Annotated in this window: 22 protein-coding genes; 5 read left to right on the top strand and 17 right to left on the bottom strand. The window is 65.8% G+C overall.

What is annotated here, in order from left to right; genetic code table 11:
• The first annotated feature begins 314 nt into the window (after positions 1–314).
• Positions 315–1,322, top strand: a complete 1,008-nt coding sequence (gene araD1, locus AAGT95_RS19745) for an AraD1 family protein (RefSeq protein WP_342594876.1) — start codon at positions 315–317, stop codon at positions 1,320–1,322.
• Positions 1,323–1,451: 129 nt separating this feature from the next.
• Positions 1,452–3,251, top strand: coding sequence for an IlvD/Edd family dehydratase (locus AAGT95_RS19740; RefSeq protein WP_342594875.1), 1,800 nt, complete (start codon positions 1,452–1,454; stop codon positions 3,249–3,251).
• Positions 3,252–3,544: 293 nt separating this feature from the next.
• Here the strand turns inward: AAGT95_RS19740 and AAGT95_RS19735 are convergent, their stop codons facing one another.
• The 10 genes from AAGT95_RS19735 to AAGT95_RS19690 all read right to left on the bottom strand — a co-directional run bounded on the left by AAGT95_RS19735 (position 3,545) and on the right by AAGT95_RS19690 (position 14,117).
• A complete protein-coding gene (locus AAGT95_RS19735) occupies positions 3,545–4,333 on the bottom strand; it encodes an SDR family oxidoreductase (RefSeq protein WP_342594874.1) in 789 nt (262 codons plus the stop codon).
• Positions 4,334–4,382: 49 nt separating this feature from the next.
• On the bottom strand, positions 4,383–5,156 hold the full coding sequence (locus AAGT95_RS19730; protein WP_342594873.1) for a FadR/GntR family transcriptional regulator: 774 nt from the start codon (positions 5,154–5,156) through the stop codon (positions 4,383–4,385).
• 159 nt (positions 5,157–5,315) lie between these two features.
• Entirely contained in the window at positions 5,316–6,599 is a 1,284-nt protein-coding gene (locus AAGT95_RS19725; protein WP_342594872.1) for a TRAP transporter large permease, read from the bottom strand.
• 5 nt (positions 6,600–6,604) lie between these two features.
• On the bottom strand, positions 6,605–7,138 hold the full coding sequence (locus tag AAGT95_RS19720; protein WP_342594871.1) for a TRAP transporter small permease: 534 nt from the start codon (positions 7,136–7,138) through the stop codon (positions 6,605–6,607).
• A gap of 297 nt (positions 7,139–7,435) precedes the next feature.
• Positions 7,436–8,431: a C4-dicarboxylate TRAP transporter substrate-binding protein gene (locus AAGT95_RS19715; RefSeq protein ID WP_342594870.1), complete on the bottom strand. Its 996-nt coding sequence runs from the start codon at positions 8,429–8,431 to the stop codon at positions 7,436–7,438.
• Between the two features lie 74 nt (positions 8,432–8,505).
• Positions 8,506–9,636: a mannitol dehydrogenase gene (locus AAGT95_RS19710; RefSeq protein ID WP_342594869.1), complete on the bottom strand. Its 1,131-nt coding sequence runs from the start codon at positions 9,634–9,636 to the stop codon at positions 8,506–8,508.
• Positions 9,633–11,294, bottom strand: coding sequence for an altronate dehydratase family protein (locus AAGT95_RS19705; RefSeq protein ID WP_342594868.1), 1,662 nt, complete (start codon positions 11,292–11,294; stop codon positions 9,633–9,635). Before AAGT95_RS19705 ends, AAGT95_RS19710 begins: the two co-directional genes overlap by 4 nt.
• A complete protein-coding gene (locus AAGT95_RS19700; RefSeq protein WP_342594867.1) occupies positions 11,291–12,334 on the bottom strand; it encodes a zinc-binding alcohol dehydrogenase family protein in 1,044 nt (347 codons plus the stop codon). The genes AAGT95_RS19705 and AAGT95_RS19700 overlap by 4 nt, the downstream gene beginning before the upstream one ends.
• Positions 12,335–12,436: 102 nt before the next feature.
• Positions 12,437–13,279, bottom strand: coding sequence for an ureidoglycolate lyase (locus tag AAGT95_RS19695; RefSeq protein WP_342594866.1), 843 nt, complete (start codon positions 13,277–13,279; stop codon positions 12,437–12,439).
• A 97-nt stretch (positions 13,280–13,376) separates the two neighbouring features.
• Entirely contained in the window at positions 13,377–14,117 is a 741-nt protein-coding gene (locus tag AAGT95_RS19690; protein WP_342594865.1) for an SDR family oxidoreductase, read from the bottom strand.
• 304 nt (positions 14,118–14,421) lie between these two features.
• Here AAGT95_RS19690 and AAGT95_RS19685 point away from each other — a divergent pair, with 304 nt between their 5' ends.
• The gene (locus AAGT95_RS19685) at positions 14,422–15,177 is read left to right on the top strand and encodes a FadR/GntR family transcriptional regulator (protein ID WP_110598356.1); all 756 of its coding nucleotides are present in this window, start codon (positions 14,422–14,424) and stop codon (positions 15,175–15,177) included.
• A 36-nt stretch (positions 15,178–15,213) separates the two neighbouring features.
• Here the strand turns inward: AAGT95_RS19685 and AAGT95_RS19680 are convergent, their stop codons facing one another.
• On the bottom strand, positions 15,214–15,642 hold the full coding sequence (locus AAGT95_RS19680; protein WP_342594864.1) for a gamma-glutamylcyclotransferase family protein: 429 nt from the start codon (positions 15,640–15,642) through the stop codon (positions 15,214–15,216).
• A 43-nt stretch (positions 15,643–15,685) separates the two neighbouring features.
• Positions 15,686–16,846 (bottom strand): acetylornithine deacetylase, encoded by a 1,161-nt coding sequence (gene argE / locus AAGT95_RS19675; RefSeq protein WP_342594863.1) that lies wholly within the window; start codon positions 16,844–16,846, stop codon positions 15,686–15,688.
• Between the two features lie 259 nt (positions 16,847–17,105).
• Here argE and wrbA point away from each other — a divergent pair, with 259 nt between their 5' ends.
• Positions 17,106–17,711, top strand: coding sequence for an NAD(P)H:quinone oxidoreductase (wrbA, locus tag AAGT95_RS19670; protein ID WP_342594862.1), 606 nt, complete (start codon positions 17,106–17,108; stop codon positions 17,709–17,711).
• Between the two features lie 62 nt (positions 17,712–17,773).
• Here wrbA and AAGT95_RS19665 read toward each other — a convergent pair whose 3' ends face one another.
• From AAGT95_RS19665 to AAGT95_RS19650, 4 genes are all read right to left on the bottom strand, one after another.
• On the bottom strand, positions 17,774–19,384 hold the full coding sequence (locus tag AAGT95_RS19665) for a glycoside hydrolase family 43 protein (RefSeq protein WP_342594861.1): 1,611 nt from the start codon (positions 19,382–19,384) through the stop codon (positions 17,774–17,776).
• 23 nt (positions 19,385–19,407) lie between these two features.
• On the bottom strand, positions 19,408–20,724 hold the full coding sequence (locus AAGT95_RS19660; RefSeq protein ID WP_342596554.1) for an MFS transporter: 1,317 nt from the start codon (positions 20,722–20,724) through the stop codon (positions 19,408–19,410).
• A 181-nt stretch (positions 20,725–20,905) separates the two neighbouring features.
• The gene (locus AAGT95_RS19655) at positions 20,906–22,312 is read right to left on the bottom strand and encodes a sugar porter family MFS transporter (protein WP_110598350.1); all 1,407 of its coding nucleotides are present in this window, start codon (positions 22,310–22,312) and stop codon (positions 20,906–20,908) included.
• A gap of 47 nt (positions 22,313–22,359) precedes the next feature.
• On the bottom strand, positions 22,360–23,094 hold the full coding sequence (locus AAGT95_RS19650; RefSeq protein ID WP_110598349.1) for an SDR family NAD(P)-dependent oxidoreductase: 735 nt from the start codon (positions 23,092–23,094) through the stop codon (positions 22,360–22,362).
• A 187-nt stretch (positions 23,095–23,281) separates the two neighbouring features.
• On the opposite strand from AAGT95_RS19650, the gene AAGT95_RS19645 reads away from it, so the two are divergent.
• Entirely contained in the window at positions 23,282–24,472 is a 1,191-nt protein-coding gene (locus AAGT95_RS19645) for an ROK family transcriptional regulator (RefSeq protein ID WP_342594860.1), read from the top strand.
• A gap of 6 nt (positions 24,473–24,478) precedes the next feature.
• Here the strand turns inward: AAGT95_RS19645 and AAGT95_RS19640 are convergent, their stop codons facing one another.
• Positions 24,479–25,774 carry a CitMHS family transporter gene (locus AAGT95_RS19640; RefSeq protein ID WP_110598347.1) on the bottom strand — a complete coding sequence of 432 codons (1,296 nt, stop codon included), beginning with the start codon at positions 25,772–25,774 and terminating at the stop codon, positions 24,479–24,481.
• Positions 25,775–25,930 lie beyond the last annotated feature (156 nt).

Genomic DNA, 25,930 nt, shown 5'->3' with positions numbered 1-25,930 from the left:
GCAACAGACCATGCTCCGACCAGCGCTCTTTTTATCTCCATTTTCAACATCATCGGTCAAAAAACCGATAGCGTGAGGTCAGCGACCGAGATCCTTTGAGATGCAGATTACGCCGGTTGGCGGCCAACGTATTTGCTGCGAAAGTCTATGTTGTACTTATTTTTTATATGTTCAACATATGCCAGTGATGATAAATGGTGGTCGCTGTGCCGCAGTGGCACAAGGCCCGCGCGGCGACGATGCACGATTTGCTGCCAGGGGGGCCGCCGGGACGTTGGCGACAGTGACCGATGATCGATGCAAGGAGAGTGCCGATGCGCCTGATTCAGTGCCTGAACGATGACCGCCTGACCGTGGCAATGGTCGTCGACGAACATGAGGTCCAGGTCGTCGATGGCGACGAGGGTGTCTACGGTCTGGCCAAGCGCGCCATCGCCGACGGCGACTCATTGACCACCGTGGTCGAGGCTGCATTGACCGAAACCCGGCTCGACTACGCCAGGCTGGTCGAGGAGCGCCGGTTGTTGCCGCCGTTGACCCATCCAGACCCGGCGCACTGTCTGGTGACCGGGACCGGATTGACGCACCTGGGCAGCGCCGATACGCGCTCGGCGATGCACGCCGCCGCCATGCAGCCGTCCGACAAGGTCGACGAAAGCGAGTTGACCGATTCGATGCGCATGTTCCGCATGGGCGTGGAAGCCGGCAAGCCGAGCGCGGGCGAGGTGGGGCCGCAGCCGGAGTGGTTCTACAAGGGAGACGGCGACTGCGTGGTCGCGCCGGAAACCGAGATCCCCAGCCCATCGTTCGCCCAAGATGCCGGGGAGGAGCCGGAGCTGGCCGGCCTCTACGTCGTCGGCAGGGACGGCCAGCCTTGGCGGGTCGGCTATGCCATCGGCAACGAATTCTCCGACCATGTCACCGAGCGCTTCAATTACCTGTGGCTGGCGCACTCCAAGCTGCGCGCCTGCAGCTTCGGGCCGGAACTCTTCGTCGGCGAGCTGCCGGCCAACCTCGAGGGCACCAGCCGCATCGTCCGCGACGGCCGTACCTTGTGGGAAAAGCCGTTCCTGACCGGCGAGGGCAACATGGCCCACAGTCTCGCCAATCTCGAACATCACCACTTCAAGTATCGCAATTTCCGCCGCCCGGGAGATGTCCACGTGCACTTCTTCGGGACCGCGACGCTGAGCTTCGCCGACAAGATCGTCGTCGAACCGGGCGACCGCTACGAGATCGACCTGCCAGCGCTGGGCCGCCCCCTGCGCAACGTGCTCGGCAGCGAGGACGATTTCGGCTACTCGGCCGCCAAGGCGCTCTGACCCCTTCGTGACGACACGACGTACCGGACTGGCCGCCAGGGCCGTCGCGTCGTCGAATCCCCCATGCATGACGACGCTCCGGTTGCCCGACCTGTGGCCGCCGGATCCGCCCGTTCTGGAGTCCTGATCATGAGCGAACGTCCCCGCCGAACCGCCGACCAACTGCGTTCGCGCTGGTGGTTCGACAACCCCGACCACGCTGGAACCACGGCGCTCTGCCTGGAGCGCTACATGAACTACGGCATCACGCTGGAAGAGCTCTCCTCCGGCAAGCCGATCATCGGCATCGCCCAGTCCGGCTCCGACCTGACGCCTTGCAACCGGCATCACATCCAGCTGGTGGAGCGGGTCAAGGCCGGCATCCGCGCGGCGGGCGGCGTCCCGTTCGAGTTCCCGCTGCATCCGATCCACGAGAACGTGCGTCGACCGACGGCGGCACTGGATCGCAATCTTGCCTACCTGGGGCTGGTCGAGGTGTTGCACGGCTACCCGCTCGATGGCGTGCTGCTGACCACTGGCTGCGACAAGACCACGCCAGCCTGCCTGATGGCCGCCGCCACCGCCGATATCCCGGCGATCGTGCTCTCCGGTGGGCCGATGCTCAACGGCTGGCGCGGCAAGGAGAGGGTCGGTTCCGGTACCATCGTGTGGGAGTTGCGCAAGCGCCTCGCCACCGGCGAGATCGACTACCCCGAATTCCTGGCCCGGATCGCCGACTCGGCCCCGTCGGTGGGGCACTGCAACACCATGGGAACGGCCTCGACCATGAACTCCATGGCCGAGGCGCTGGGCATGAGCCTGCCCGGCTCGGCGATGATCCCCGCGCCCTACAAGGAGCGGCCGATGGTCGCCTATGAGACCGGCGCAAGGATCGTCGAGATGGTGTGGGAGGACCTGCGTCCGAGCGACATCCTCACTCGGGAAGCGTTCGAGAACGCCATCGTCGTCTGCTCCGCGCTGGGTGGCTCCAGCAATGCGCCCGTGCATATCAACGCCATCGCCCGGCACGCCGGGATCGAGCTCACCAACGATGACTGGCAACGCCTCGGGCATGCCATACCGCTGCTTGCCAACGTGATGCCGGCCGGTGCCTATCTCGGCGAGGAGTTCTTCCGCGCCGGTGGCGTGCCGGCGGTGGTTCACGAACTGCTGACGGCGGGGCGGCTCCACGGTGACGCACTGACGGTCAACGGCCAGACGCTCCGCGCCAACTGCTTCGGTCGCGAGACCCAGGATGACGACGTGATCCGGCGCTACGCCGATCCGCTGGTCGAGTCGGCGGGCTTCCTCAACCTCAAGGGCAACCTGTTCGACTCCGCGCTGATGAAGACCAGCGTCATTTCCCATGACTTTCGCCGCCGCTATCTCTCCAGGCCGGAGGACCCGGAGGCGTTCGAGGGCAAGGTCGCTGTCTTCGACGGCTCCGAGGACTACCATGCGCGCATCGACGACCCGGCGCTGGACATCGACGAGAACACCATCCTGGTGATGCGCGGCGCCGGCCCGGTGGGGCACCCCGGCGGCGCCGAGGTGGTCAACATGCAGCCGCCGGAAGCGTTGATCAAGCGGGGCATCGACTCGCTGCCGTGCCTCGGTGACGGGCGCCAGTCGGGCACTTCCGGGTCGCCCTCGATTCTCAACGCCTCGCCGGAAGCGGCGACCGGTGGCGGGCTGGCACTGCTTGAAACCGGCGACAGGATCCGTATCGATCTCAAGCGTGGCGAAGCCAATCTGCTGATCGACGATGAAGAACTGGCGGCGCGACGCGCCCGGCTCGAGGCCAGCGGCGGTTATCCCTACCGCGATCATCAGACCCCATGGCAGGAGATCCAGCGCTCGATGGTCGAGCCGCTCGACCGCGGCATGACCCTGGCGCCGGCGACCAAGTACCGGGCCATCGCCTGGGATCTGCCGCGGGACAATCACTGAGCTACGAGCTACGAGCTACGAGCTACGAGCTACGAGCCACGAGCCACGAGCCACGAGCCAAGAGCGACGAGCGACGAGCGACGAGCCACGAGCCACGAGCCAAGAGCCACGAGCGAAGGCGAGCCTCGGGCTCTCCAGAGAGCGGCGCTAGCCTGGAAGCGCTAGAGACAGAGGTGCGTCTCGGAGCGTTTCGACCAAGATAGCCGCGTCTTCGGGCGCCTTGAAAAGCCCCCGGACAGGCGCGGCTTCGAGCGCCCTAATAAAGCTCGCGGACAGGCGCGGCTTCGGGCGCCCTAAAAAGTCCCCGGATAGGCGCCACCATCGAGCAGCACGTTCTGGCCGGTCATGTAGGCGGCTTGCTGGCTGCAGAGGAAGGCGCAGACGTCACCGAACTCCTCGGGCTTGCCGAAGCGGCCGGCGGGGATCGCTGCCGCCCGGTCACCGGCGACCTCCTCGGCGTCGCGTCCGGCCTTGGTGGCCGCTCGCTCGATGTTGCCGCGCAGACGCTGGGTGTCGAAGCTCCCCGGCAACAGGTTGTTGATGGTGACATTGCGGCTGGCGAGGCGCGACTGGCGGGCCGTGCCGGCGACGAATCCGGTTAGCCCGCTGCGGGCGCCGTTGGATAGCCCGAGCACGTCGATCGGCGCTTTCACCGCCGACGAGGTGATATTGACGATGCGACCGAAGCCGCGCTCCGCCATGCCGTCGACGCAGGCCTGGATCAGCGCGATGGGCGCGAGCATGTTGGCATCCAGCGCGGCGATCCAGTCGTCCCGCGACCAGTCGCGGAAATCGCCCGGGGGCGGTCCGCCGTTGTTGTTGATCAGGATATCGACCTGGGGTACGGCGGAAAGCAGGGCCTGCCGAGTGGCCGGGTCGCCGATATCGCCCGCGATCGCGCGTACCTCGATCGCCGCGTTCATCCGGCGCAGCTCCTCCGCCACCGCCTCGAGGGCCTCCTGGCGGCGCGAATTGATGACCAGATTGACGCCTTCTCTCGCCAAGGCGATGGCGCACCCCTTGCCCAACCCCTGGCTGGCGGCGCAGACGATGGCCCAGCGGCCGTTGATGCCTAGATCCATGGAACCTCCTGATCATGCGGTGAGGGTAAATTGCGCGGGCAGTACCGAGTTATCCGTCGCCCAGCGCTTCGGGTATCTCTCCCAGTAGCGTGTCCGGCATCTCGATGCCAAGCGCGGCGGCGGTGCCTTCCAATACGGCCACCGAGGCGAAGAAGGCGTCCCGTGGGCGACGGGTGCGAATGCACTCCATCAGCTCGCGATGGCGTTCCAGGCTCTCCTCGGGATCACTGGCGCTGACGTTGGAGGTCTCCACCAGCAGGTGAATCGAGGGCTTCAGGATGTGCGAGAGCTGGGTCCAGACGATGTTGTGAGTCGCCTTGAAGATGGCGACGTGGAAGGCCACGTCGCAGTCGCTATGCAGGCGGGCGCGGTGACCGGTATCCACTGGCTCGCGCAGATGCTGGCCCATGCCCTCGAAGGCTTCCTCGATCGCCACCAGATCCCTCGCCGTGGCGCGCTTGGCCGCGGTCATCGCCACGTAGGGTTCGACGTCGAATCGGAACGCCAGGATCTCGCGCTGGATACCCGGAATGGGAGTGGCGAACCGGACCATCCAGTCGGTGACCTGGGGATCGAGGATATTCCATTCGGCGTAGGGGCGAACGCGGGAACCGTATCCGGAAATGCGCTCGATGATGCCGGCGTCCACCAGTTGACGCAGATCGCTGCGCACGGCCGAACGATTGAGCGCAAACCGTTCGCAGAGATCGATCTCCTTGGGCACGAAGTCGCCGGGCTGGTAGCGGCCGGCGAAGATCTCGCGTACCAGCGCTTCGGAGACGCTGATGCGCTTGGCGGCGGGGGGCGTTGGCTTGTCCGACACGAAGGAAAGTCTCGACTCACGGTGTCATGGAGAAATATGTTCAACATATTTCGGCGCAACGCCATCTTACCCGCCTGATCGACGGCGAAGCGACTGACAATGGCCGACATACGGCCATGGTCTTATCCGGCAGCGTCCTCTCCTGGCTTTCAGCGGCGTTCAAAATACCCAGTTGGGCAGTGTCAGCGAGATCGCGGGGACGAAGGTAACCACCAGCAGCAGCGCCACCAGCAGCAGCCAGTAGGGCAGGATGGCGCGAATGAAGGCGCCGATCGAGACGCCGGTGATCGAGCAGGTGGTGAACATCACCGTCCCCAGCGGCGGCGTGATCGTGCCGATCGAGGCGTTGAGGATGAAGACGATGCCGAAGTGGACCGGGTCGATGCCGAACTGGGCGGCGACCGGCGCCAGCAGCGGCGACAGCACGATCAGGATGGCGTTGCCCTCGAGGAACATGCCCAGGATCAGCAGCAGCAGGTTGGCGATCAGCAGGAAGGCGACCGCGCTGCCGACGCCCGAAGAGAGCATCAGCGCGATCTGCTGCGGAATCTGCTCCCAGGTGAGCACGCGGGCGAAGCCCGACGCCACGGCAATGATGAAGAGCACGTTGACCGAGGCCATCAGCGATTCGCGGGTGGCCACGGCGACGCTGCCGAGCCCCATCTGGCGGTAGACGAACAGCCCCACGATCAGCGCGTAGAGCACCGCCATGGCGCCCGCCTCGGTGGGCGTGAACACCCCGATCCGGATACCGCCGATCACCACCACCGGCAGCAGCAGGGCGATGATCCCGGCGCGTGTCACGCTGATCCATTCGTGACGCGATACGCGTTCGCGGCGCGGTTTCTGGTAGCCGAGCCGCCGGCACTGGATCGACACCAGCACCATCATGGCGACCGCCATCAGCACGCCGGGGACGACGCCGGCCAGGAACAGCCGGCCGATCGAGACGTTGTTGACGTAGCCGTAGACGATCAGCGCGATGCCCGGCGGTATGGTCGAGGTGATCAGCGACGACGAGGCGGTGATCGCACTGGAGAACGCCTTGGGGTAGCCGGCCCTGGTCATGCTCGGCACCAGCAGCTTGGCGTTCATCGCCGCGTCGGCGATGTTGGAACCGGAGAGCCCGCCCATGAAGGTGCTCAGCAGCACGTTGGCCTGGGCCAGCCCGCCGTGCAGGCGGCGGGTCATCAGCTCGGCCAGCTTGAGCAGACGCTCGGTGATACCGGAGTGGTTCATGAACACCCCGGCCATGATGAAGAACGGAATCGCCAGCAGCGAGATCGACTCCAGCCCGCCGGCGAGGCGCTGGATCAGCGTCACCATGGGCTGGTCGGCACCGATCAGGAAATAGGCCAGGCTCGACGCGAACAGCGCGAAGGCCACCGGCGTGCCCAGGCAGAACAGGATGAAGAGCGCGACGAGCGCAATGCCAACGGCCATCGATATCACTCCTTGGTGTTCAAGACATCGGCGGTTTCGACGTCGGCGATCGCGTCCGATGACGCCACGCCACGATCATCGGTGATCAGGCGCACCAGCCCGTGGTAGAGCATCATGGCGGCGCTGATGGGGATGGCGACATGGATCCAGGTGTAGGGGATCTGCAGCATCGGGGTGCTGCGAAAACGCGAGAAGGGCAGCAGTTCCAACCCCCAGTAGAGCATCGCCAGGGCACACAGCATGACGATGCCGACATTGAAGAGCCGGGTATTCCAGCGGCGCAGCCTGGGCGGCAGCTTGTCGCCCAGCAGCCCGATCAGGACGTGCTCGTTGCGACGCACCAGGGCGCTGGCGCCGAGAAAGGTCGCCCACACCATCAGCAACTGCAGGATCTCCTCGCTCCAGGCCAGCGGAGACGAGAACAGATAGCGCATGAAGACATTGGCGATCGCCACCACGAACAGCCCGAACAGCGCCAGGCTGGCGATCACCTCATCGAGCCGCATCAGGCGGTCGAGCGCCTTGAAAAGCGTTTGCATGGATTTCAACCCTTGGGACGTGAGCGACAGCCACGTTGCAGCGTTGATCAGAGCAGGATCGATTGCCGAGCGAGATGAAGCGGCTATGTTCGTTCCCTACGAACAACCGCACTTCCCACATCCATGTGGGTCGCAAGGCGCGGAGCGCAGACTCGTAGCGCAGCGGAGAGAACGCCCGCCGGGCGGCCCGTGAGGGCGAGTTGCCGAAGGCTACGAGTCACACGAGACATAACGGGGTGTTAGGCGAGGGCTTCGAGCCCCGCGCAACGCCGCGATTCGCTCGCGCAGGCATCGATACTAGTCGTTGATGATGTTGCTGACCCGCTGATATAGCCCTTCGCTCCACTGCGGGAACGCCTTGGGAATCTCTTCCTGGGCGCGCTCGCGGAACGGGGCGGTATCCACCTCGTGGACCTGAACACCGGCATCCTCGAGTTGCTGAAGCGACTTCTCGGTCTGCTCCTCGACCAGGGTTCGCAGGTTCTGGGCCATCTCCTGACCGGTCTCGGTGAGGATCTTCTGGTCCTCGGGGCTCAACTGCTGCCAGAACGCCTCGCCGGTGACGAAGGGCGCGACGGTATGCATGTGCGAGGTGAGGTTGAGGTTCTTGACCACTTCATAGAACTTGCCGCCATAGAGCACCGGCAGCGGATTCTCGACGCCGTCGACCAGGCCCTGGGCCAGGGAGGGGTAGACGTCTCCCAGTGACATCGGCGTGGGCACCGCGCCCATCGCCTTGATCGCGGCGACGTACATCGGCGAGTTCTGAACCCGGATCTTGACCCCGGCCAGGTCTTCCGGCGTGGCCACCGGCTCGCGGGATAGCAGTTGGCGCACGCCGTAGACGGTATTGGGAATCACGATGTGATAGCCGGCGGCTTCGACCTTCTTCTCCTGCTCGGCGAACCAGTCGGAATCGAACACCTTGAGCTTGCTGTCGAAATCCGTGGCCAGATAGGGCGCGTCCAGCACGGCGAGGTCCGGTACCGAACTGATGAAGTTGGAGTAGGCGGTGATGGTGATCAGCGGCGAGCCGAAGCGGGCCTGTTCCATTACTTCGGTTTCGCCGCCGAGCTGGCTGGCGGGAAACGCCTTCAGCGTCAACTCGCCACCACTCGCTTCCGCGACCTCTTTCGCCCAGGCCTTGACCGCCACGTCGACCGGCTCGCCCGGCTGGTTGCCGTAGGCGACGCGGATCTCGGTGGCCGCCTGGGCCACGCCCGTCAGGGCGACGGTGGAAAGGCCCGCCAGGGCGAGCGAGGCGGTCAAGCGGAAGAATCTTTGAGTCAACATGAGCGTGCTCCGGGTGTTGTCGATCAGTCGGTCGTGGTGGATCGGTCGTGTGTCTTCGGCAAGGGGCGCTTTCGTCATGACAGGGCCTCGTCGAGCCTGGGTGTGGGACGCCCCTGCAGGTGCGCCTTCTCCGCCACCGGGCGCAGGCGGCGTTCCAGCTTGCTCGCGTGGTACTGGGCGATATCCGCCAGGCGGTGGTCGAGAAAGGGGTTGGCGAAGCGCTCCAGGGTGACGTCGCGGTAGCGTTCGAGTTCGTTCAGCGGCAGCGCGGCGGCAAGCGTCGGCAGCACCTCATCGTCGAGCAGCGCGCGCAGCGGCTCGCCGAGCTCGGGGCGCGCCATCGCCTCGCGCACGAACTCCACCGGCCGGTCGGCACGCTGCCAGCGGTCGACCAGATAGGTGTGGGCGAGATTGAGGATGTGCAGCTTGCACATCGACTGCGGCCCCAGATCGTCGACGATCTGGACATCCGGGTGGTGGCAGGGAATCGCCAGGCCGGGTCGGCGCTGGATGGCCCAGAGCGCGTAGGGTTCGGCGATGGCACCCAGTGGCTCCAGCGGTGCCGAGACGATGCGATCCACCAGCGTGTCGGCCCAGACGCAGCGGTGGTCGAGCCAGTCGATGAATGCCTCGCTGTCGCGGGAGGAGTCGCCGTCGCGGCGGGCCATCGCCGTCACCAGCGATTTCAAGCGGCTGGCGTTGTGCTCGACCAGCTCGCAGGGCAGGATCGTCAGCCCGTCGCGATCGGCGTCGAAGCGTGCCCGCAGCAGCTGCGTCAATTTGCCGGGGAAGCTCGCCGGCACGCTGGCAAGGCTCGAGTCGTTGCCAACGTCGTAACCGTTGTCGGCGGTGTTGGAGACGATGATACGGGCGTGCTCGACCACGTGGCGCTTGAGCGCATCCCACTGTTCGGCGGCGATCAGGCAGCCGGCGACGCTGTCGACCACCTGCTCGCGATCGATGGTCGCGCCGTCACGGCGGCCACGAATCCACACCGGATAGCGGCGCTGCTCGGCCAGCAGGCGCGCCTTGCGCTTGCCTTCCTCCCGGGTCGAACTCTGCACCACCACGATGCGCTCGTCGCTCTCTCCGCGCTCCAGTGATTCCGAGACCAGGGCATCGACATGGGCGAGCAGGAAACGTCCGGTGCCAAACTGGACGATACCGGCGTCGCGGTAGTCGTTCGAGTGGCTGGTGGTCGTCATAGCGACACCCCGCGCTTCCAGGGAATGAAGTCGTGCTGGGAGAGGCGCTGGGCGTGTGACTGGTGACGCCCCGAGGCGACCTCGATGCACAGTGTCAGCAGTGCTTCCGCCAGTTCGTCGATGCTGCGTTCGCCGCGCACGATGGGGCCGGCGTCGAAATCGATGATGTCGCGCATGCGTGCCGCCAGCTCGCTGTTGCTGGCGATCTTGAGCACCGGCGCCACCGGATTGCCGGTGGGGGTGCCGAGCCCGGTGGTGAAGAGGATCAGGTTGGCGCCGGAGCCGGCCAGGGCGGTGGTCGATTCGACATCGTTGCCCGGCGTGCAGAGCAGGCTGAGCCCGGGGCGCCGGTGGGGCTCGGTGTAGTCGAGCACGTCGACCACCGGGCCATCGCCGCCTTTCTTGGCTGCGCCGGCGGACTTCATCGCGTCGGTGATCAGGCCGTCGCGGATGTTGCCCGGCGAGGGATTCATCGAGAAATCGGCGCCCACCGCCGCGGCGTGGCGCTGATAGGCCTGCATCAGATCGCGGAAGCGTCCGGCGACATCCGTGTCGGTACAGCGGGCAACCAGCTCATGCTCGACCCCGCACAGCTCCGGGAATTCGGCGAGAATGCCGCTGCCGCCCAGTGCCACCAGGCGATCGACCACGGCGCCCACCAGCGGGTTGGCGGAGATCCCGGAGAAGCCGTCGGAGCCGCCGCACTCGACCCCGAGTATGAGCTTGGCCAGCGGCGCCGGCTGGCGCTGAATGCGATCGGCGGCCGCCAGGCCGTCGAAGATCGACTGCAGCGCGTTGCGGATCAGGGCCTCCTCGCTGGGTGACGACTGCTGATCGAAATAGTCCACCGTTCGCAGCTGCTGCGGGTCGCGCCGGGCTACCGCCGCCTTGAGCATCGGGATCTGCGCCTTCTGACAGCCGAGACTCAGCACCGTCGCCCCGGCCACGTTGGGGTGGCAGATATAGCCGGCCAGCAGCTGGCACAGCGCCTCGGCATCGTCGTCGGTGCCGCCGCAGCCCAGGGTATGGGTCAGGAAGCGCACGCCGTCGACATTGGGAAAGCGCCTTGGCGCCTGCGATTCGAAAGGGTCGCCGAGCGAGTCATCGAGCCTCCCGTCCAGCATCTGCCGCGCCATGCGCTTGTAATCGCGGTAAGGGTCGTCGCCCAGGGCATCGGCGACACACTGGCGCAGTACCTCGATATTGCGGTTCTCGCAGAACACCAGCGGGATCACCAGCCAGACGTTGGCGGTGCCGACGCTGCCGTCGGGGCGATGGAAGCCGTCGAAGGTCGTGCCCTGAAAGCGCGCCACGTCCGGCGGCGTCCAGCTCTTGCTGGCGGGCTGGACGTCATCGCTCTCCGTGGCATGGGCAAGGTTGTCCACGCCGATGACACCGCCCAGGGGAATGGCTTGCGTCGCCTTGCCCACGGTGACGCCGTACAGGGTGACGATATCCCCCGGTGAAAGCGCCTCGAGCGTGAACTTGTGCTTGTGGCGGACATGGTCGGCGAGGGCGATATCGCGGTCGTCGACCACGACCCGGCGGCCGGCGGGCAGGTCGGTCAGCGCCACCGCCACGTTGTCGTCGGGGTGGATGCGCAGGGTGATCCGGGGCGGGCTGTCGGTGCCGATGGTCTCCAGACGTGTATCGCTCATGATTCGACCCTCCCGGGTTCGGCATCCAGCGTCACCATCGCCTTGACCACGCCACTGTCGGGCGCGCACCACTGGGGCATCAACGTCGGCAGTTCCTGGAGTCGGCCGCGGTGGGTGATCAACGGTTCGGTGAGGAGATCGCCACTGGCCATCAGATGGGTGACGGTCTCGAAATCCTCGCGTGTGGCGTTGCGGCTGCCCAGCAGTGAGAGCTCCTTCTTGTGGAACTCCGGGTCGCTGAAGCGGATCTCTGCCTTGACCACGCTGACCAGGACGTAGCGCCCGCCGTGGCCGACGAAGTCGAAGCCCCGGTTCATGGCCGCCGGGTTGCCGGTGGCGTCGAAAACCACGTCGGCCAGCGCACCGTCGTTGAACCTCTCGATCTCGACGCTCACGTCATCCTCGACGGCGTGCCAGACGGCATCGGCACCGAGCGCGTCTCGGCAGAGCGCCAGGCGGTCGCGATTGGTGTCGACCATCGCCACCCGGGCGCCGCGACTCCTGGCGACCTGCAGTATGCCGATACCGATCGGGCCGGCGCCGACCACTACCACCAGCTCGTCGGCGGCGACCTGGGCGCGGCGCACGGCGTGGGCGCCGATGGCCTGGCACTCGACCAGGGCCAGCGCCTCGGCTGACAGTCCGGGCACCGGCACCAGATGGGATGCCGGGACGTTGAGCGTCTGCGCCATGCCACCGTCGCGATGCACGCCGATCACCTCGAGCGCCTGGCAGCAGTTGGTGCGGCCCTGGCGACAGGCGCGGCACTCGCCGCAGTGCAGATAGGGGATGACGTAGACCGCCTGGCCGACCAGCGTCGGGTCGACGTCGGCGGCCACCGCGACCACCTCGCCGCCCAGCTCGTGGCCGAGCACGCGAGGGTAGTCGAAGTAGGGCTGATTGCCGCCGAAGGCGTGGATATCGGTGCCGCAGATGCCGATACGGCGGATGGCGACACGCGCTTCGCCTGGCGCCAGCGGTGGCGTCGGGCGCTCGACCAGCGCCATCTCGCCGGGGCGCGAACAGACGACGACTTGCATGCGGATTCTCCTGCAGATGAGGGGTTTCGGCCTAAAGGTCAGGCCAATCGGCGTGCAGGCCGCCCTCCAGAATCAGGGAAGGCGGCGCCGCGCGCGGGGCGCTCAGCTCTCGACGCAGCGCTGCTGCTGTTCGCCCAGCCCCTCGATGCCCAGGCGCATGGTCTGACCCGGTTTGAGGAAGACTTTCGGGTTCTGACCCATGCCGACGCCCGGGGGTGTGCCGGTGGAGATCACGTCACCCGGCTGCAGGCTCATGAAACGGCTGAGATAGGCGACCAGGTGGGCGACCCCGTAGACCATCGTCTGGGTCGAGCCATCCTGGTAGCGCTTGCCGTCGACCTCGAGCCACATGTCGAGGTTCTGCGGGTCGCTGATCTCGTCGCGGGTGACCAGCCACGGGCCGAGCGGGCCGAAGGTGTCGCAGCCCTTGCCCTTGTCCCAGGTGCCGCTGCGCTCGAGCTGATACTCGCGCTCGGAGACGTCGTTGACCACGCAGAAGCCGGCGACGTGGCTCATGGCATCGGCTTCGTCGATATAGCGCCCACCCTTGCCGATCACCACGCCCAGCTCCACTTCCCAATCGGTCTTCTCGGAGCCGCGGGGGATCTCGACGTCGTCATTGGGGCCGCAGATGGCGCTGGTCCACTTGTTGAACACCACCGGCTCGGCGGGCACTTCGGCGCCGGTCTCGGCGGCGTGATCGGAGTAGTTGAGACCGATGCAGATGAACTTGCCGACTCGGCCGACGCAGGGGCCGAGTCGCGTATCGGCGGAGACTTCCGGCAGGCTGGCGGTGTCGATCTGTGCCAGCCGGGCCAGGCCCGAGTCGGAGAGCATGTCGCCGGCGATATCGTCGATCTGGCCGGAGAGATCGCGAACGACCCCGTTGGCATCGACCAGACCGGGCTTTTCCTGACCCTTGGGGCCGTGGCGTAGCAGTTTCATGCTATTTCCTTTTCTGTATGCGTTAGCGAATAGAGTCTATTCGGGAGCTACGAGCTACGAGCTACGAGCTACGAGCTACGAGCTACGAGGGGTGCGATCAATTCGACCAGCCACCATCGATCATCTGAACCGTGCCGGTGATGAAGCCGGCCTCGTCGCTGGCCAGGTGCGTCGCCAGCGCGGCGATCTCCTCCACCTTGCCCAGCCGACCCATAGGCTGGCGGGCGATGAACTCGGCAAACACCTCGTCGTTGGTGCGGCCTTGCCGGCGCGCCTGCTCGGCGACCCGCTCCCGCAGGGAAGGGGAGTCGACGGTGCCGGGGCAGATGGCGTTGCAGCGGATGCCGCGGGTCATGTAGTCGGCGGCGACGGATTTGGTCAACCCGATCACCGCGGCCTTGGTGGTGCCGTAGGCGAAGCGGTTGACCACCCCCTTGGCGCTGGAGGCGAGCGAGGCCATGTTGATGATGCTGCCGCCGCCGTTGTCCAGCATCGCCGGCAGGGCGGCCCGTATGGTGTAGAACATGGAGTCGACGTTGAGGCGCTGAGCGAAGCGCCACTGGGCGTCGTCGCACTCGAGGATCGAGCCGCTCGGCACGGTACCGGCGCAGTTGAACAGGATCTCCAGCGGCGGCAGCGACTCGATCAACTCCCGCACGGCTTCGGCATCGGTGACGTCCAGCGCGTGGCACTGGGCGCCGGTCAATCCTTCCAACTTGGCGGGGTCGATGTCGGTGGCGATCACGCGGGCGCCCTCGGCCAGAAAACGCTCGACGGTGGCACGGCCGATCCCCTGGCCGGCAGCGGTAATCAAGGCGGTTTTGTGGGCGAGTCGCATGGCGCTGGTTCCTGTGGTGTGATCGAGTCGACTTTTTGATTCCAGGGCCTGTGTCGGTTCTAATGTCTAAAGGCCTGACCATTGGTCCGAGTATTATCCTTTGCGGAAACGCCCCGCAAATCGCCAAACGTCTAATAAGCCGCCGAAAGCCGCTGGTAGCGTTGCCATTTGCGACCAATGTCTATGCGCTGCCCGAGAAGTGGCCGCGTTCGCCGCTGCGACGTTGACACTCGGGAAGACGCAGGCCGTCAATGCTTCACGCAGGGTCAAGTTCGTCCTGCTCATGAAACCGGGAGATCGATGGATGCCGATCCAGACCATTCGCGCACAGCGGCTCTATCGCCAGATTGCCGACCAGTTGCTGGTGCTGATCCGCCAGGGGGAGTTCCCGCCGGGCAGCCTGTTGCCGCCGGAGCGTGACCTGGCGCAGCAGTTGGGGGTCAGTCGGGCGTCGGTGCGGGAGGCGCTGATCGCGCTGGAGGTCATCGGCCAGGTGGAGGTGCGCGTCGGCCACGGCGTGCTGGTGCTGGAGCGCCACGAGGAGGTGGGCAGCTCGGTGATGAGCGCGGCCCGGCGCCAGGAAGGATGGGCGCTGGATCCGGAATTCGCCAGCGAGATCGAACTCGATCTTGACCAGGAAATTCCGCCGTTCTCGCTGCTGCAGGCGAGACGCTATCTCGAGCCCGAGACGGCGGCGCTGGCGGCGCTGAATGCCAGCGACGAGGACCTCGCCGCGATGCGCGCCGCCTATGCGCGCAATGTCGAGGACAACCGCCACGGTGGCCGCAACCAGGCCGGCGATCGGCTTCTGCATATCCGTATCGCCGAGGCGTCGGGCAACGCGGCCTATGCCATGACCCTCAAGCATCTGCTCGGTCACCAGTACGGCAAGATGTTTCGCCGTCTCCAGGAACTGTTCATGGAGACCGACATGCCGCGCCAGTCGCAGGATGATCACCAGCGCATCCTGGCAGCGATCGAGAGTCGCGATCCCGACGCGGCGAGGAAGGCGATGGAAGTGCACCTGGACCATGTGCTGAGAGTGTTCTTCGATGCCTGACCGGCTGGCGGACGAGTCAGTATAGTTTCCCCCGTTTCACGGGGACCCGGTGCTATTGAGACGGCCCTCCGGTGATGCGGTCACCGGCCAGCCGCCCTGGCGAATCGCCGGGCAGCCGGCCACGTCTCGATTGTAGATGTAGAGCCAGGCCGGGCCGAAGGCGGTGGCATGGACGGCGCGATCGTAGTCGCCGGATTGCGGTCGTCTTACCCGGTAGTCTTCCAGGCGGTCGAGGCGTTTCAGGCCGGCCGCGTCGACGCGAAACACTTCGATCTCCACCCCTCGAGAAGGCTCGGCCTTGGCTCCCGGATAGGGGCCGATATCGTAGAGTGTCGCCGTGGTGATGACGTCCTCGCCGACGAAGTCGGCACCGTCGAGCCAGTGATGGTTGCGCAGCCCGCGTTTCAGCGTGCCGTAGACGGCCACCAGTGCGGTGCGGCGGACGGCGAGGGCAGGCGTGTGCATGAATCCGGTCTCCTTGTCCGGCACGAACGAGCGAGGGCAGCGTTCAACGCGCCATCCGCTCGCCCAGCCGTTGCATGAAGCGATCGCCGGCCTCGAGCTGGTCGATCTCGATATATTCGTCGGGCTGGTGGGCCTGTTCGATGCTTCCCGGGCCGCACACGACGGTCGGCAGGCCGGCGCGCTGGAACTGCCCTCCCTCGGTGGCGTAGGCGACGCCGCCGGTGTCGGCGCTCGGATCGTCGAGACACTCGCGGCAGAGGGCGAGGGCGGGGGCGTTGTCGCGATCGGCCAGCGCCGGCACGGTATCGACCAGTTGCTCGGTGACGATGCTGAGCTCCGGTGCGCGCTCTCGCAGCTCGGCTTCCAGCGCCTTGGCGTAGCGCTCGAAACGGGCGAAGAGCGCCTCGAAGCCATCGCTGGGCAAGTGGCGGATCTCCCAGTCGAACTGGCAGTGCCGCGCCATGATGTTGATCGCGGTCCCGCCCTCGATCAGGCCGACATGCAGGCTCGAGTGCTGGACGTTGAAGACGTGTTCCAGCGCTCCTTCGTCGACCAGCTCCTGCATGATCGCCTCGATCTTCGTCACCAGCCTGGCGGCCACGTGGATCGCCGACATCCCCTGGTTGATCTGGCTGGAGTGCGACTCCCGGCCGGTCACCGTGGTGCGCAGGGTGGTGATTCCCTTCTGCGCCACGATCGGTTGCATCGAGGTGGGCTCGCCGATGATCACCGCGCCGGGCAACGGCTCATCCGCCATCAGTCGTTCGATCATTGCCGGCGCGCCGAGACAGCCGATCTCCTCATCGTAGGAGAAGGCCAGATAGATCGGTCGCGCGAGATCGAGGGCCTGCCAGGCGGGCACCTGCGCCAGGGCGCAGGCGAGAAAACCCTTCATGTCGCAGCTACCGCGGCCGTAGAGCCGGCCGTCCTGCCTCTCCGTCAGGGTGAACGGGTCGCTGGTCCACGGTTGACCGTCGACCGGCACCACGTCGGTATGACCGGAAAGCACCACGCCGCCCTCCACCGCCGGACCGATGCGCGCCAGCAGGTTGGACTTGCTGCCATCGACGTTGGTGATGCGCTGGGCCGGCACGCGGTGAGCGGCGAGATAGCGTTCGACGAAATCGATCAGCTCGAGATTCGAGTGTCGGGAGACGGTATCGAAGCCGATCAGGGAGGCCAGCAGGTCGCGGGAGGTGGTCATCGCATGCTCCGGTCCACCAGCGTGGACCACGGTTCGGTGGGTGGGCCCACAGAATAGCGGCTATCCTTCCTCGGCAACAAATTCCCCAAGCGGTGCGGCGAACGGAGCCATGGCACTCGGCTTGGGAGGCTTGGCGTTCGATCGTTTCGCTGCTCGCGGCGTAAAAAATGCAACGTCCCGGCCGTGGCATCGCTCCCTGACGCGGGCTAGCCTGAAAGGCGTTTCGTCGCGAAACCCCTGTTCCTCAAGGAGTGTTCCCATGAGCAAAGTGCTGGTGTTGTATTACTCGAGCTATGGCCATGTCGAGACGCTGGCCAAGGCGATCGCCGAAGGCGCCGGCGGCGTCGGCGGCACCCAGGTAGACGTGCGCCGGGTGTCCGAGCTGGTCCCCGATGAAGTGGCCGAGCAGTCGGGTTACAAGACCGATCAGGATGCACCGGTGATCGAGAGCCCCGACGCGCTGGCCGACTACGACGCGATCATCGTCGGTACGCCGACCCGGTTCGGCAACATGGCCTCGCAGATGCGCAATTTCTGGGACATGACCGGCGGCCTGTGGGCCCAGGGCAAGCTGATCGGCAAGGTCGGCAGCGCCTTCGTCTCCACCGCGAGCCAGCACGGTGGCCAGGAGACCACCTTGACCTCGATCCATACCACGCTGCTGCATCACGGCATGGTGATCGCCGGTGTGCCCTACAGCTGCGCCGGGCTCACCAACATGAGCGAGATCACCGGTGGCACGCCCTATGGTGCCTCTACCCTGGCGGGGGCCGACGGCAGCCGCACACCCAGCGAGAACGAGCTGGAGATCGCCCGCTTCCAGGGCAAGCACGTCGCCGAGCTGGCGGCCAAGCTCGCCGGCTGAGGCCGGTCGGCCAAGGCCCTTTTCCCCGGGCCGACCAACGAGAGCCGCTGATCTCATCGAGGTCAGCGGCTTTTTCCTGGGCGATAGTCGAACTCGTGAAAATCCGCCGCGAGGCCGGCCCCGGAGAGATCCTGGGCGCAGAGGCCGACGAAGGTACCGGTGAAGCGGATGTAGTCCGGGTCGTCGTCGCACAGATGGGAGATGTCGAGGGGGTCGCCGATCGGTTGCCAATCGATAGCATCGGCGTGTCGATCCGGATCGCTCTGCGCATCGCCCGGCGCATGGAAGAAACGCAGCTTTTCGCGCTCCAGGCGCGCCATCAGGCGCACGTCACCCGCCATCAGAGGGACATCGGCGGTCAGCGGCTCGTCGTAGACCCCGTGGCGCGAGACGACGATACCGAGGCAACGGCCCAGCGTCTCCTCCCAGGTCACCCTCAGATAGACATAATCCTTGGTGTCGTAGTAGAGGATCAGCCCCGCCATCTGCTGGAAATGCTCGGGGTCGAAGGAGAGGCGTGTCTCCACCTCCACGTCGAGATGGGTCAGGCGCCTGGCCAGCAGGCTCTGCCGGTGGGTCGACTGCATCGACTCGCCGCCCTTGAGTCGCAGACAGCCCGGGCGCTCGGTCAGCGACATCCAGGTGTCGTCGAACGGCCGGCGCAGACTCTGCCAGTAACGGTGGAGGCCAGGACTCTCGAAGGTGTCGTGATCCGGCTCGGCCGGGGGCGGCTGCCAGTGAAGGTCCGGGCCGGCCACCCGGTGGCTGGGGTAGGGGCCGCCCTCGATGCGAAGCCAGTCATCCTCGGTCCAGACGCAGCGCTGCAGGGCGGTTTCGCGCCCCAGCATGCAGCGCCCGGCGACGACCGGGCGGGCACAGAGGTGGGCGCAGTACCACTCGCCTTCGGCGGTTTCCACCAGACTGCCATGGCCGGCCTTCTGCAACTGATCGCTCGCATTCGGGTTCGAGGTGAGCACCGGGTTGGTCGGGTCGACCTCGTAAGGACCGGTCAACTCGCGCGAGCGGGCCACCGTCATGGCATGACCGTAGCCGGTACCGCCCTCGGCGGTGACCAGGTAGTAGTAGCCGTTTCGCCGATAGAGGTGCGGGGCCTCGGTGACGCCCAGAGACGTCCCCCGAAAGATATTGTGCATGGGCCCGGTGAGCTGCTGGCGTTCGATGTCGTAGCGCTGCAAGGCGATACCGGCGAAGGCATTCCGGCCCTTGCGGAAATCCCAGATCATGTTGAGCAGCCAACTGCTGCCGTCATCGTCGTGGAACAGCGAGGGGTCGAAGCCACTGCTGTTGAGAGGAGTCGGTTCCGACCAGGGGCCTTCGATCCGCTCGGCGCTGACCAGGTAGTTGTGGGTATCCTTGAACGCGCCGCGGCGACTCTTGACATCGGTGTAGATCAGATGGAAGCGGCCATGCGCGTAGCTCAGGCACGGTGCCCATACGCCGCCGGAATCGATATCGCCGATCATGTCCAGCTGCGAGCGCCGGTCGAGGGGCGAGGGCAACTGGCGCCACTGGGCCAAATCCCGGGAGTGATAGAGGGCGACGCCGGGAAACCATTCGAAGGTCGAGGTGGCGATGTAGTAGTCGTCGCCGACCCGGAGTATCGACGGGTCCGGATGAAAGCCGGGCAGGATGGGGTTGGCAATGAGGGACATGCGGTCTCCTGTCGCGACGGGGTTCAGCGTTTGGCGGCGAGATCGGCGACGATGGCCGGATAGCGCTTGTCGAGGTCGTAGAACAGCATCAGCACGATCATCAGTGCGCAGAGGCCCATCGGCAGATAGACGAACAGCGTCTGGATCGCCAACAGTGCGGTGTCGCTCTGCTCGCCGCCACCGCCGACATAGCCGCCGAAGGCCAGTATCCATCCCAGCAGTGCGGTACCCAGCCCGCTACCGATCTTGATGCCCATGCTGCCGCCGCTGTAGACCATGCCCTCGTTACGAATCCCGGTCTTCCACTCCCCGTACTCGATGGTGTCGCCCAGCAGCGCGAACATGCTGCCGTTGATCGGTGCCTTGCCGAGCCCGCGGATGACGGTGCCGGCGACGATCAGGTAGACGTTGCCGAGGTCGATCAGCATGACGCCGTAGCCAACCAGGGTGATCAGCTCGCCGACGATGATCGCGTTGCGCTTGCCGTAGCGCTTGGTGATCGGCGCCACGAATGCCATGCCTGCCAGGATGAAGACGATGTAGGCGGTGGTGATGACGCCCACCAGCCAGGTATCGTCGAGCAGGTACTGGGCGTAGTAGACGACCGCCCCGGAGTTGAGCGCGTTGAAGATATAGGTGATCAGGATGAACAGCGTGGCCAGCGCCCAGTAGCGGTTCTTGCCGAGGGTGCGCAGGCTCTGCTTCAGGGGAACCGGCGCCTGGCGTCGTTTCTCGTCGGCCGGCTGGACCCGCTCGCGGGTGCTCTTGAAGGTGAACAGGAACAGTCCCGTGCCGATGGTGCCGAAGATCGCGAAGGTGACGATCCATCCCGTCTGGCCGCCGCCGAACAGCGTGGCGACCGGCAGCGTCAGGTTGCTGACCAGCAGCACGCCGATCAGCGCCAGGCTCATGCGAAAGACGTTGAGCAGCGAGCGCTGATACTGGTCTTGGGTGATCAGCGAGTTGAGCGTGCCGTAGGGTACGTTGAGGCCGGTATAGACCAGGCATACCAGGTTATAGGTCACCGCGATGTAGACCGTCTGCCAGAACGGCGAGACATCGGGTACCGCGAACAGCAGCACCGCCGAGACCGCGAATGGTACCGCCAGCCACAGCAGCCAGGGCCTGGCCTTGCCGTGTCGCGATGTGGTCTTGTCGATCACGTAGCCCATGGCGATGTCCGAGACACCGTCGAACACGCGCGAAAACAGCATGATAGAGCCGATGATACCGGCGGCGACGCCGATCACGTCGGTGTAGTAGTAGACGATGAAGATGCTCATCGCCTGCCAGATGAAATTGCTGGCCAGATCCCCGCAGCCGTAGCCGATCCGCTCCATCAGCGGCACGACGGCAGCAGGATCGTGGGCTGACCCTGGGGGTGGCTCTGTGTTGCTTGTCTCTGGGGCGCTTGTCGCCAGCGTGCTTGTCTCGCTCGTCATTGTCACCTCGCTACCTGCGATGGTCGTCGCGGCTCTCGACCGGGCCGCGACGACCATCCTCTTTGCGTGAGTCGTCGCCTTACTCGTAGGCCATCTCCTCGAGCTCCTTGCCGTTGGTTTCGCGGACGAAGCGGGCGACGAAGATGGCCGAGATCAACGCGCAGAGGGCGTAGAAGCCGTAGGCACCGGTCAGGCCGATCGACGCCAGCATGATCGGGAAGGTCATGGTGATGGCGAAGTTGGCGACCCACTGGAACAGACCGGCGATGGCCAGGCCCGAGCCGCGTACCTGGTTGGGGAACATCTCGCCGAGCATGACCCACATCACCGGGCCCCAGGAGACGTTGAAGAAGAAGACGTAGACGTTGGCGGCGATCAGCGCGAGAACGCCATTACCCGGGGAGAGCGCCAGGCTGCCATTGACCATGTCGGCAGTCGAGAAGGCGTAGACCAGCAGCGCCAGGGTGACCGTCATGCCCACGGAGCCGCCCCACAGCAGCGGCTTGCGTCCGATCCGATCGATCAGGCCGATGGTGACCAGGCAGGCGGCGATGCTGACGGCCCCACTGATCACGTTGATCATCAGCGCATCGCTCTCGGAAAAACCGACCGCCTGCCACAGCACGGCGCCGTAGTAGAACACCACGTTGATCCCCACCAGCTGCTGGAACACCGCCAGGCCGATGCCGATCCAGACCAGTTTCAGCACCTTGCCGGTCTGCGGGTTGATCAGATCGGAGAGTCGCGGCTGGTGACGGCTGGAGAGCGAGGCGCGGATATCGGCCAGACGCTTGTGGGTACCGGCTTCGTCGTAGACCAGGCGGAGGACCCGCTCGGCCTTGTCGTGGCGTCCGGCGCTGACCAGAAAGCGGGGGCTTTCCGGAATGAACATCAGCGCGATCAGGAAGATGCCCGCCGGGATCAGCTCCATCCAGAACATGCAGCGCCACGCCTCGAAGCCGAACCACAGCGGCGCGGTGGAGCTGCCGGCGACATTGGCCAGGATGTAGTTGTTGAGAAAGGAGAAGAACAGCCCGCCGATGATCGCCACCTGCTGGATGGTCGCCAGTCGACCGCGCAGGTGGGACGGGGCGATCTCGCTGATATAGGCCGGCGACATCACGCTGGCCGCGCCCACCGCCAGGCCGCCCAGGACGCGATAGATCACGAACTCCAGCGAGCCCCCGGCGATACCCGAGCCCCAGGCACTGATGATGAAGAAGACGGCGGATACCAGCAGCAGCGTGCGGCGGCCGAACCGGTCCGCCAGGCGGCCGGCGAAGAAAGCGCCGACGGCGCAGCCGAGCAGCATCGAGGCGACATTGAAGCCGGTGCCGACGCTCTGCGACTGGAAGGCCTGCTGAAGGCCGTCGACGGTACCGTTGATGACGCCGCTGTCGAAGCCGAACAGAAAGCCGCCGATGGCGGCGACGCAACAGGTGAGCAGAACCACGACAGGGCGTTGTGAAGCAACTTGAGTTGGCATTGTGAAGCTCCGTTGGTGTGTCGAGGAGGGTGCTGGAGGGCTCGCGATCAGAGCCAGCCGGCGTCGACCCAGTAGTTGTGCGCGGTGCAGGCGGCCGCGTCATCCGAGGCGAGGAACAGCACCATGGCGGCCACGTGATGGGGATGGATCCGCACCTTGAGCTTCTGCTCGGCGACGATCTGGGCTTCGTCCTCGGGGCCGTACCAGCGGGACTGACGCGGTGTCTTGACGTTGCCGGGAATCACGCAGTTGACGCGGATTCCGTCGCCGCCCAGCTCGCTCGCCAGGGCCCGGGTCATGCCCTCGATGCCGGCCTTGGCGGTTTCGTAGAGCAGCATGCCGGGCTGGCCCAGGTGCCAGCTGATCGAGCCCAGGTTGACGATAACGCCCTGCCCACGGCGGCGCATGGCAGGAGCGACCTCGCGGGCGGCCAGCGCCAGGTGGCGCAGATTGACGTTCATGCGGTCGTCCCAGTACTCGGGCGTGACATCCTCGAGCCGATGGCGGTCGTCGTTGGCGGCGTTGTTGACCAGCACATCGATCTCGCCGATGCCGGCCAGCGTCGCGATCAACGCCTCGGCATCGGTGAGGTCGCAGCGATGAAAATGGACCCGTTCGCCCAGCTCGCTCGCCAGCGCCTCGGCGTCATCGAGGATATCGATGAAATGAACCTGGGCTTGCTGTGCGGCGAAGGCGCGTACCAGGCCCGCCCCGATGCCGGACCCGCCGCCGGTGACGACGACGCGCTTGCTGGCGAGACTGGGGTAGATGGCTGACGGCATGATGTCTCTCAGTGGTTAGTAAATACTGTTAACTAAATATTGCGGCAGCATGCGCGCTCGGCGGACCCGCTGCCATTGGTCATTGGTGTTAAGACTTAGGTCGTGACGAGAGGGGCACCTTCGGTGGGAGCCGACCGGCTTTGGTATAGTCGCGGCATCCACCGCCACCCGACGTTGCCACCAGCCAATGCACAATGCGTTCACGCCGCACACCTCCGGCGATCTCAACTACCTCAAGAGCCTCAACCGCAGCACGATCCTGAGCACCGTGCGCCGCAGCCCCGGGTTGTCACGGGCGGATATCGCGCTGCGAACCGGCTTGACCAAGGCCACGGTGGGCAGCGTGGTGCAGGCGCTGGTCGAGCGGGGGTGGCTGCGTGAGGGGGAACTCCACTCGCGTGGCGGCGGGCGGCCGGGGCGGGCGCTCTATCTGGATGGCGAGCGCCACTGCATGCTGGGGGCCGAGGTCGGGGTGAAGGGGCTGCGGCTGGTCGCGTGCAATCTGCTTGGAGTCGTCCTGGCGAGCATTCACCAGGAGGAGCCGCCCACCGACCCTGCCACGACCGCGAAGCGGCTGGCGGCGCTGCTGGTGCAACTGCGTCAGGCACCCGGCATCGCGGACCGTCGCTGCCTCGGATTAGGAGTCGCGGTGCCGGGCCCAGTCTCGCCCAAGGCGCCGATTCTCAGCCTGGCACCCAATCTGGGCTGGGTGGATATCGACTTCCTGGCGCTGCTGCGCGAGCAACCGGATCTGCCGGATGGGGTATGGCTGCTGGACAACGAGGCCAACGCCGCTGCCTTCGGCGAGTTCTATTTCTTCGAGGGCGTGCCCCCTGAGTCGATCGCCTACATCAGCGCCGGCAGCGGCATCGGCTGCGGCGTGGTCAGCGGCGAGCACTTCCCGCTGGTGCCGCGGGGCCACCAGGGGCTGGTCGGGGAGATCGGGCATACCGTGATACAGCCGGGAGGCGCGCTCTGCCACTGCGGCAATCACGGTTGTGCGGAGACGCTGGTCAGTGGATGGGCGCTACGCGAGGCGTTGCACGTCGACATCGACGCCAGTCTCAGCCACGCGGTTCTGACCCGGGCCGAGGATGGCGAGGTCCAGGCCGTGATGAAGCGAGCCGGCGAAGCGCTGGGGCTGCTGATGCTCAACCTGCACCACACCCTCAATCCGTCGATGCTGATTCTGGGAGGGTCGCTGATGAAACTGGGCGAGAGCCTGACCGGGCCGGCGCTGGCCTACTTTGGGACTCACCAGAACGATCTGCTCCGGCAGTCCCAGACGGTGCCCGTCAAGGTGATCGGCGACAGCACCTACGTGGCCGCCAGAGGCGCCGCCGCCCAGGTCATGGCCCGGGCGGCGATCGAGGTCTGAGCCGGGTCAGAGCAGCCCGATCAGGTAGGCGAAGGCCAGCATCACCAGGCTGAAGAGCCACAGCAGGAAGAAGGAGTAGCGGATATGGCGGCCCATCTCCGCGCCGGCCAGGCCGAGCGCCAGCCACATGGCGGGGGAGAACGGGCTGATCATCTTGCCGACGTTGTTGCCGATCGTCATGGCGTAGACCACGCTGTCGGCGGCGACGCCCTGGGTCGACGCGACCTGCTCGACCACCGGTAGCAGCGCGAAGTAGTAGGCATCGGTGCTGGTCAGCATGTCCAGCGGTACGCCGAAGACACCGATCACCAGATGCAGATAGGGCACCATGGCGTGGGGCAGGACATGGGCCAGGTCGGTGGCGATCGACTCGAGCATGCCGGTACCCGAGAGGATCCCCAGAAAGGCGCCAGCGGCACTGATGATCGACGCCATCAGCAGGGCGCCGGGCGCGTGCGCCTTGATGCGCTCCATCTGCGCTTTGGGCTTGGGGTAGTTGGCCAGCAGCACGATACCGAGGGCCAGCATGAACATGTAGGCGGGCGGCATGATGCCGGAGGCGAGTACGCCGATGGTGGCGACGGCGATGGCCAGGTTGAGCCAGAAGCGGGGCGGCAGCGCCTTGCCGTTGTGGGCATCGGCCACGGCGTGTTCCGGCGAGGCCTGATCGGCCTGGGCGGGCAACCGCTTGATCCGACCCTGTTCGCGCAGGCCGAGGAGCGCGGCGAAGATCATCAGGATGACGAAGCCGGCGATCTGCACCGGCAGCAGGTCACGCCACAGCTCGGTGGGGCTGATGCCGGTGACGGCGGCGGCGCGGCCGATCGGGCCCGCCCAGGGGACGAGGTTCATGATGCCGATGCTCGCCGAGACGATCAGCAGCAGCAGGTAAGGGCTCATGCGCAGGCGCTGGTAGAGCGGCAGCAGTGCGGGGATGGAGATCAGAAAGGTGGAGGCGCCGGAGCCATCGAGATGGGCGATGGTGCCGATCACGCCGGTACCCATGGCGACGGCGATCACATTGCCGCGGGTGAACGCCACCACGCGGTTGATCAAGGGGTCGAACAGGCCGACATCCTGGAGTACGCCGAAGAAGAGGATGGCGAAGATGAACATCACCGCCACATTGGCGACGTCCTGCAGTCCCGACTCGAAGAAACCGGCAATGTCGGCCGGCCCGAAGCCGGCGATCAGCGCGCCGATCAACGGCACCATCGACAGCGCAATGATCGGCGTGACGCGCTCGGTAAGCAGTAGCGCCACAATGGCAATGATGATGCCAAGGCCAATGATCGTGAGCAAGAATCACCTCCGCGAAATGGCATGCCTCACCGGAAATGGTGCAGCATGAAATGACGATGCGGCGGGATGGTAGGCAGAGCCTTTTCTTTGAGGCAACTCTTACAAAAATGTAAAAATTACTGATTTGTAAGGGTTTTGCGGTTCTCTTATGGAGCC

Source organism: Salinicola lusitanus, from assembly GCF_038648475.1.
In the GTDB taxonomy this organism is placed as follows: Bacteria; Pseudomonadota; Gammaproteobacteria; order Pseudomonadales; family Halomonadaceae; genus Salinicola; species Salinicola lusitanus.
The sequence above is the reverse complement of the archived record's forward strand: the minus strand, read 5'-3'. Positions and strand labels throughout refer to the sequence as shown.

Excerpts from the sequence above, each read along its gene's own strand:
- araD1 (WP_342594876.1), top strand. The coding sequence starts at position 315 with ATGCGCCTGATTCAGTGCCTGAACGATGACCGCCTGACCGTGGCAATG.
- AAGT95_RS19740 (WP_342594875.1), top strand. The coding sequence starts at position 1,452 with ATGAGCGAACGTCCCCGCCGAACCGCCGACCAACTGCGTTCGCGCTGG.
- AAGT95_RS19735 (WP_342594874.1), bottom strand. The coding sequence starts at position 4,333 with ATGGATCTAGGCATCAACGGCCGCTGGGCCATCGTCTGCGCCGCCAGC.
- AAGT95_RS19725 (WP_342594872.1), bottom strand. The coding sequence starts at position 6,599 with ATGGCCGTTGGCATTGCGCTCGTCGCGCTCTTCATCCTGTTCTGCCTG.
- AAGT95_RS19720 (WP_342594871.1), bottom strand. The coding sequence starts at position 7,138 with ATGCAAACGCTTTTCAAGGCGCTCGACCGCCTGATGCGGCTCGATGAG.
- AAGT95_RS19715 (WP_342594870.1), bottom strand. The coding sequence starts at position 8,431 with ATGTTGACTCAAAGATTCTTCCGCTTGACCGCCTCGCTCGCCCTGGCG.
- AAGT95_RS19710 (WP_342594869.1), bottom strand. The coding sequence starts at position 9,636 with ATGACGACCACCAGCCACTCGAACGACTACCGCGACGCCGGTATCGTC.
- AAGT95_RS19705 (WP_342594868.1), bottom strand. The coding sequence starts at position 11,294 with ATGAGCGATACACGTCTGGAGACCATCGGCACCGACAGCCCGCCCCGG.
- AAGT95_RS19700 (WP_342594867.1), bottom strand. The coding sequence starts at position 12,334 with ATGCAAGTCGTCGTCTGTTCGCGCCCCGGCGAGATGGCGCTGGTCGAG.
- AAGT95_RS19695 (WP_342594866.1), bottom strand. The coding sequence starts at position 13,279 with ATGAAACTGCTACGCCACGGCCCCAAGGGTCAGGAAAAGCCCGGTCTG.
- AAGT95_RS19690 (WP_342594865.1), bottom strand. The coding sequence starts at position 14,117 with ATGCGACTCGCCCACAAAACCGCCTTGATTACCGCTGCCGGCCAGGGG.
- AAGT95_RS19685 (WP_110598356.1), top strand. The coding sequence starts at position 14,422 with ATGCCGATCCAGACCATTCGCGCACAGCGGCTCTATCGCCAGATTGCC.
- AAGT95_RS19680 (WP_342594864.1), bottom strand. The coding sequence starts at position 15,642 with ATGCACACGCCTGCCCTCGCCGTCCGCCGCACCGCACTGGTGGCCGTC.
- argE (WP_342594863.1), bottom strand. The coding sequence starts at position 16,846 with ATGACCACCTCCCGCGACCTGCTGGCCTCCCTGATCGGCTTCGATACC.
- wrbA (WP_342594862.1), top strand. The coding sequence starts at position 17,106 with ATGAGCAAAGTGCTGGTGTTGTATTACTCGAGCTATGGCCATGTCGAG.
- AAGT95_RS19665 (WP_342594861.1), bottom strand. The coding sequence starts at position 19,384 with ATGTCCCTCATTGCCAACCCCATCCTGCCCGGCTTTCATCCGGACCCG.
- AAGT95_RS19660 (WP_342596554.1), bottom strand. The coding sequence starts at position 20,724 with ATGGAGCGGATCGGCTACGGCTGCGGGGATCTGGCCAGCAATTTCATC.
- AAGT95_RS19655 (WP_110598350.1), bottom strand. The coding sequence starts at position 22,312 with ATGCCAACTCAAGTTGCTTCACAACGCCCTGTCGTGGTTCTGCTCACC.
- AAGT95_RS19650 (WP_110598349.1), bottom strand. The coding sequence starts at position 23,094 with ATGCCGTCAGCCATCTACCCCAGTCTCGCCAGCAAGCGCGTCGTCGTC.
- AAGT95_RS19645 (WP_342594860.1), top strand. The coding sequence starts at position 23,282 with ATGCACAATGCGTTCACGCCGCACACCTCCGGCGATCTCAACTACCTC.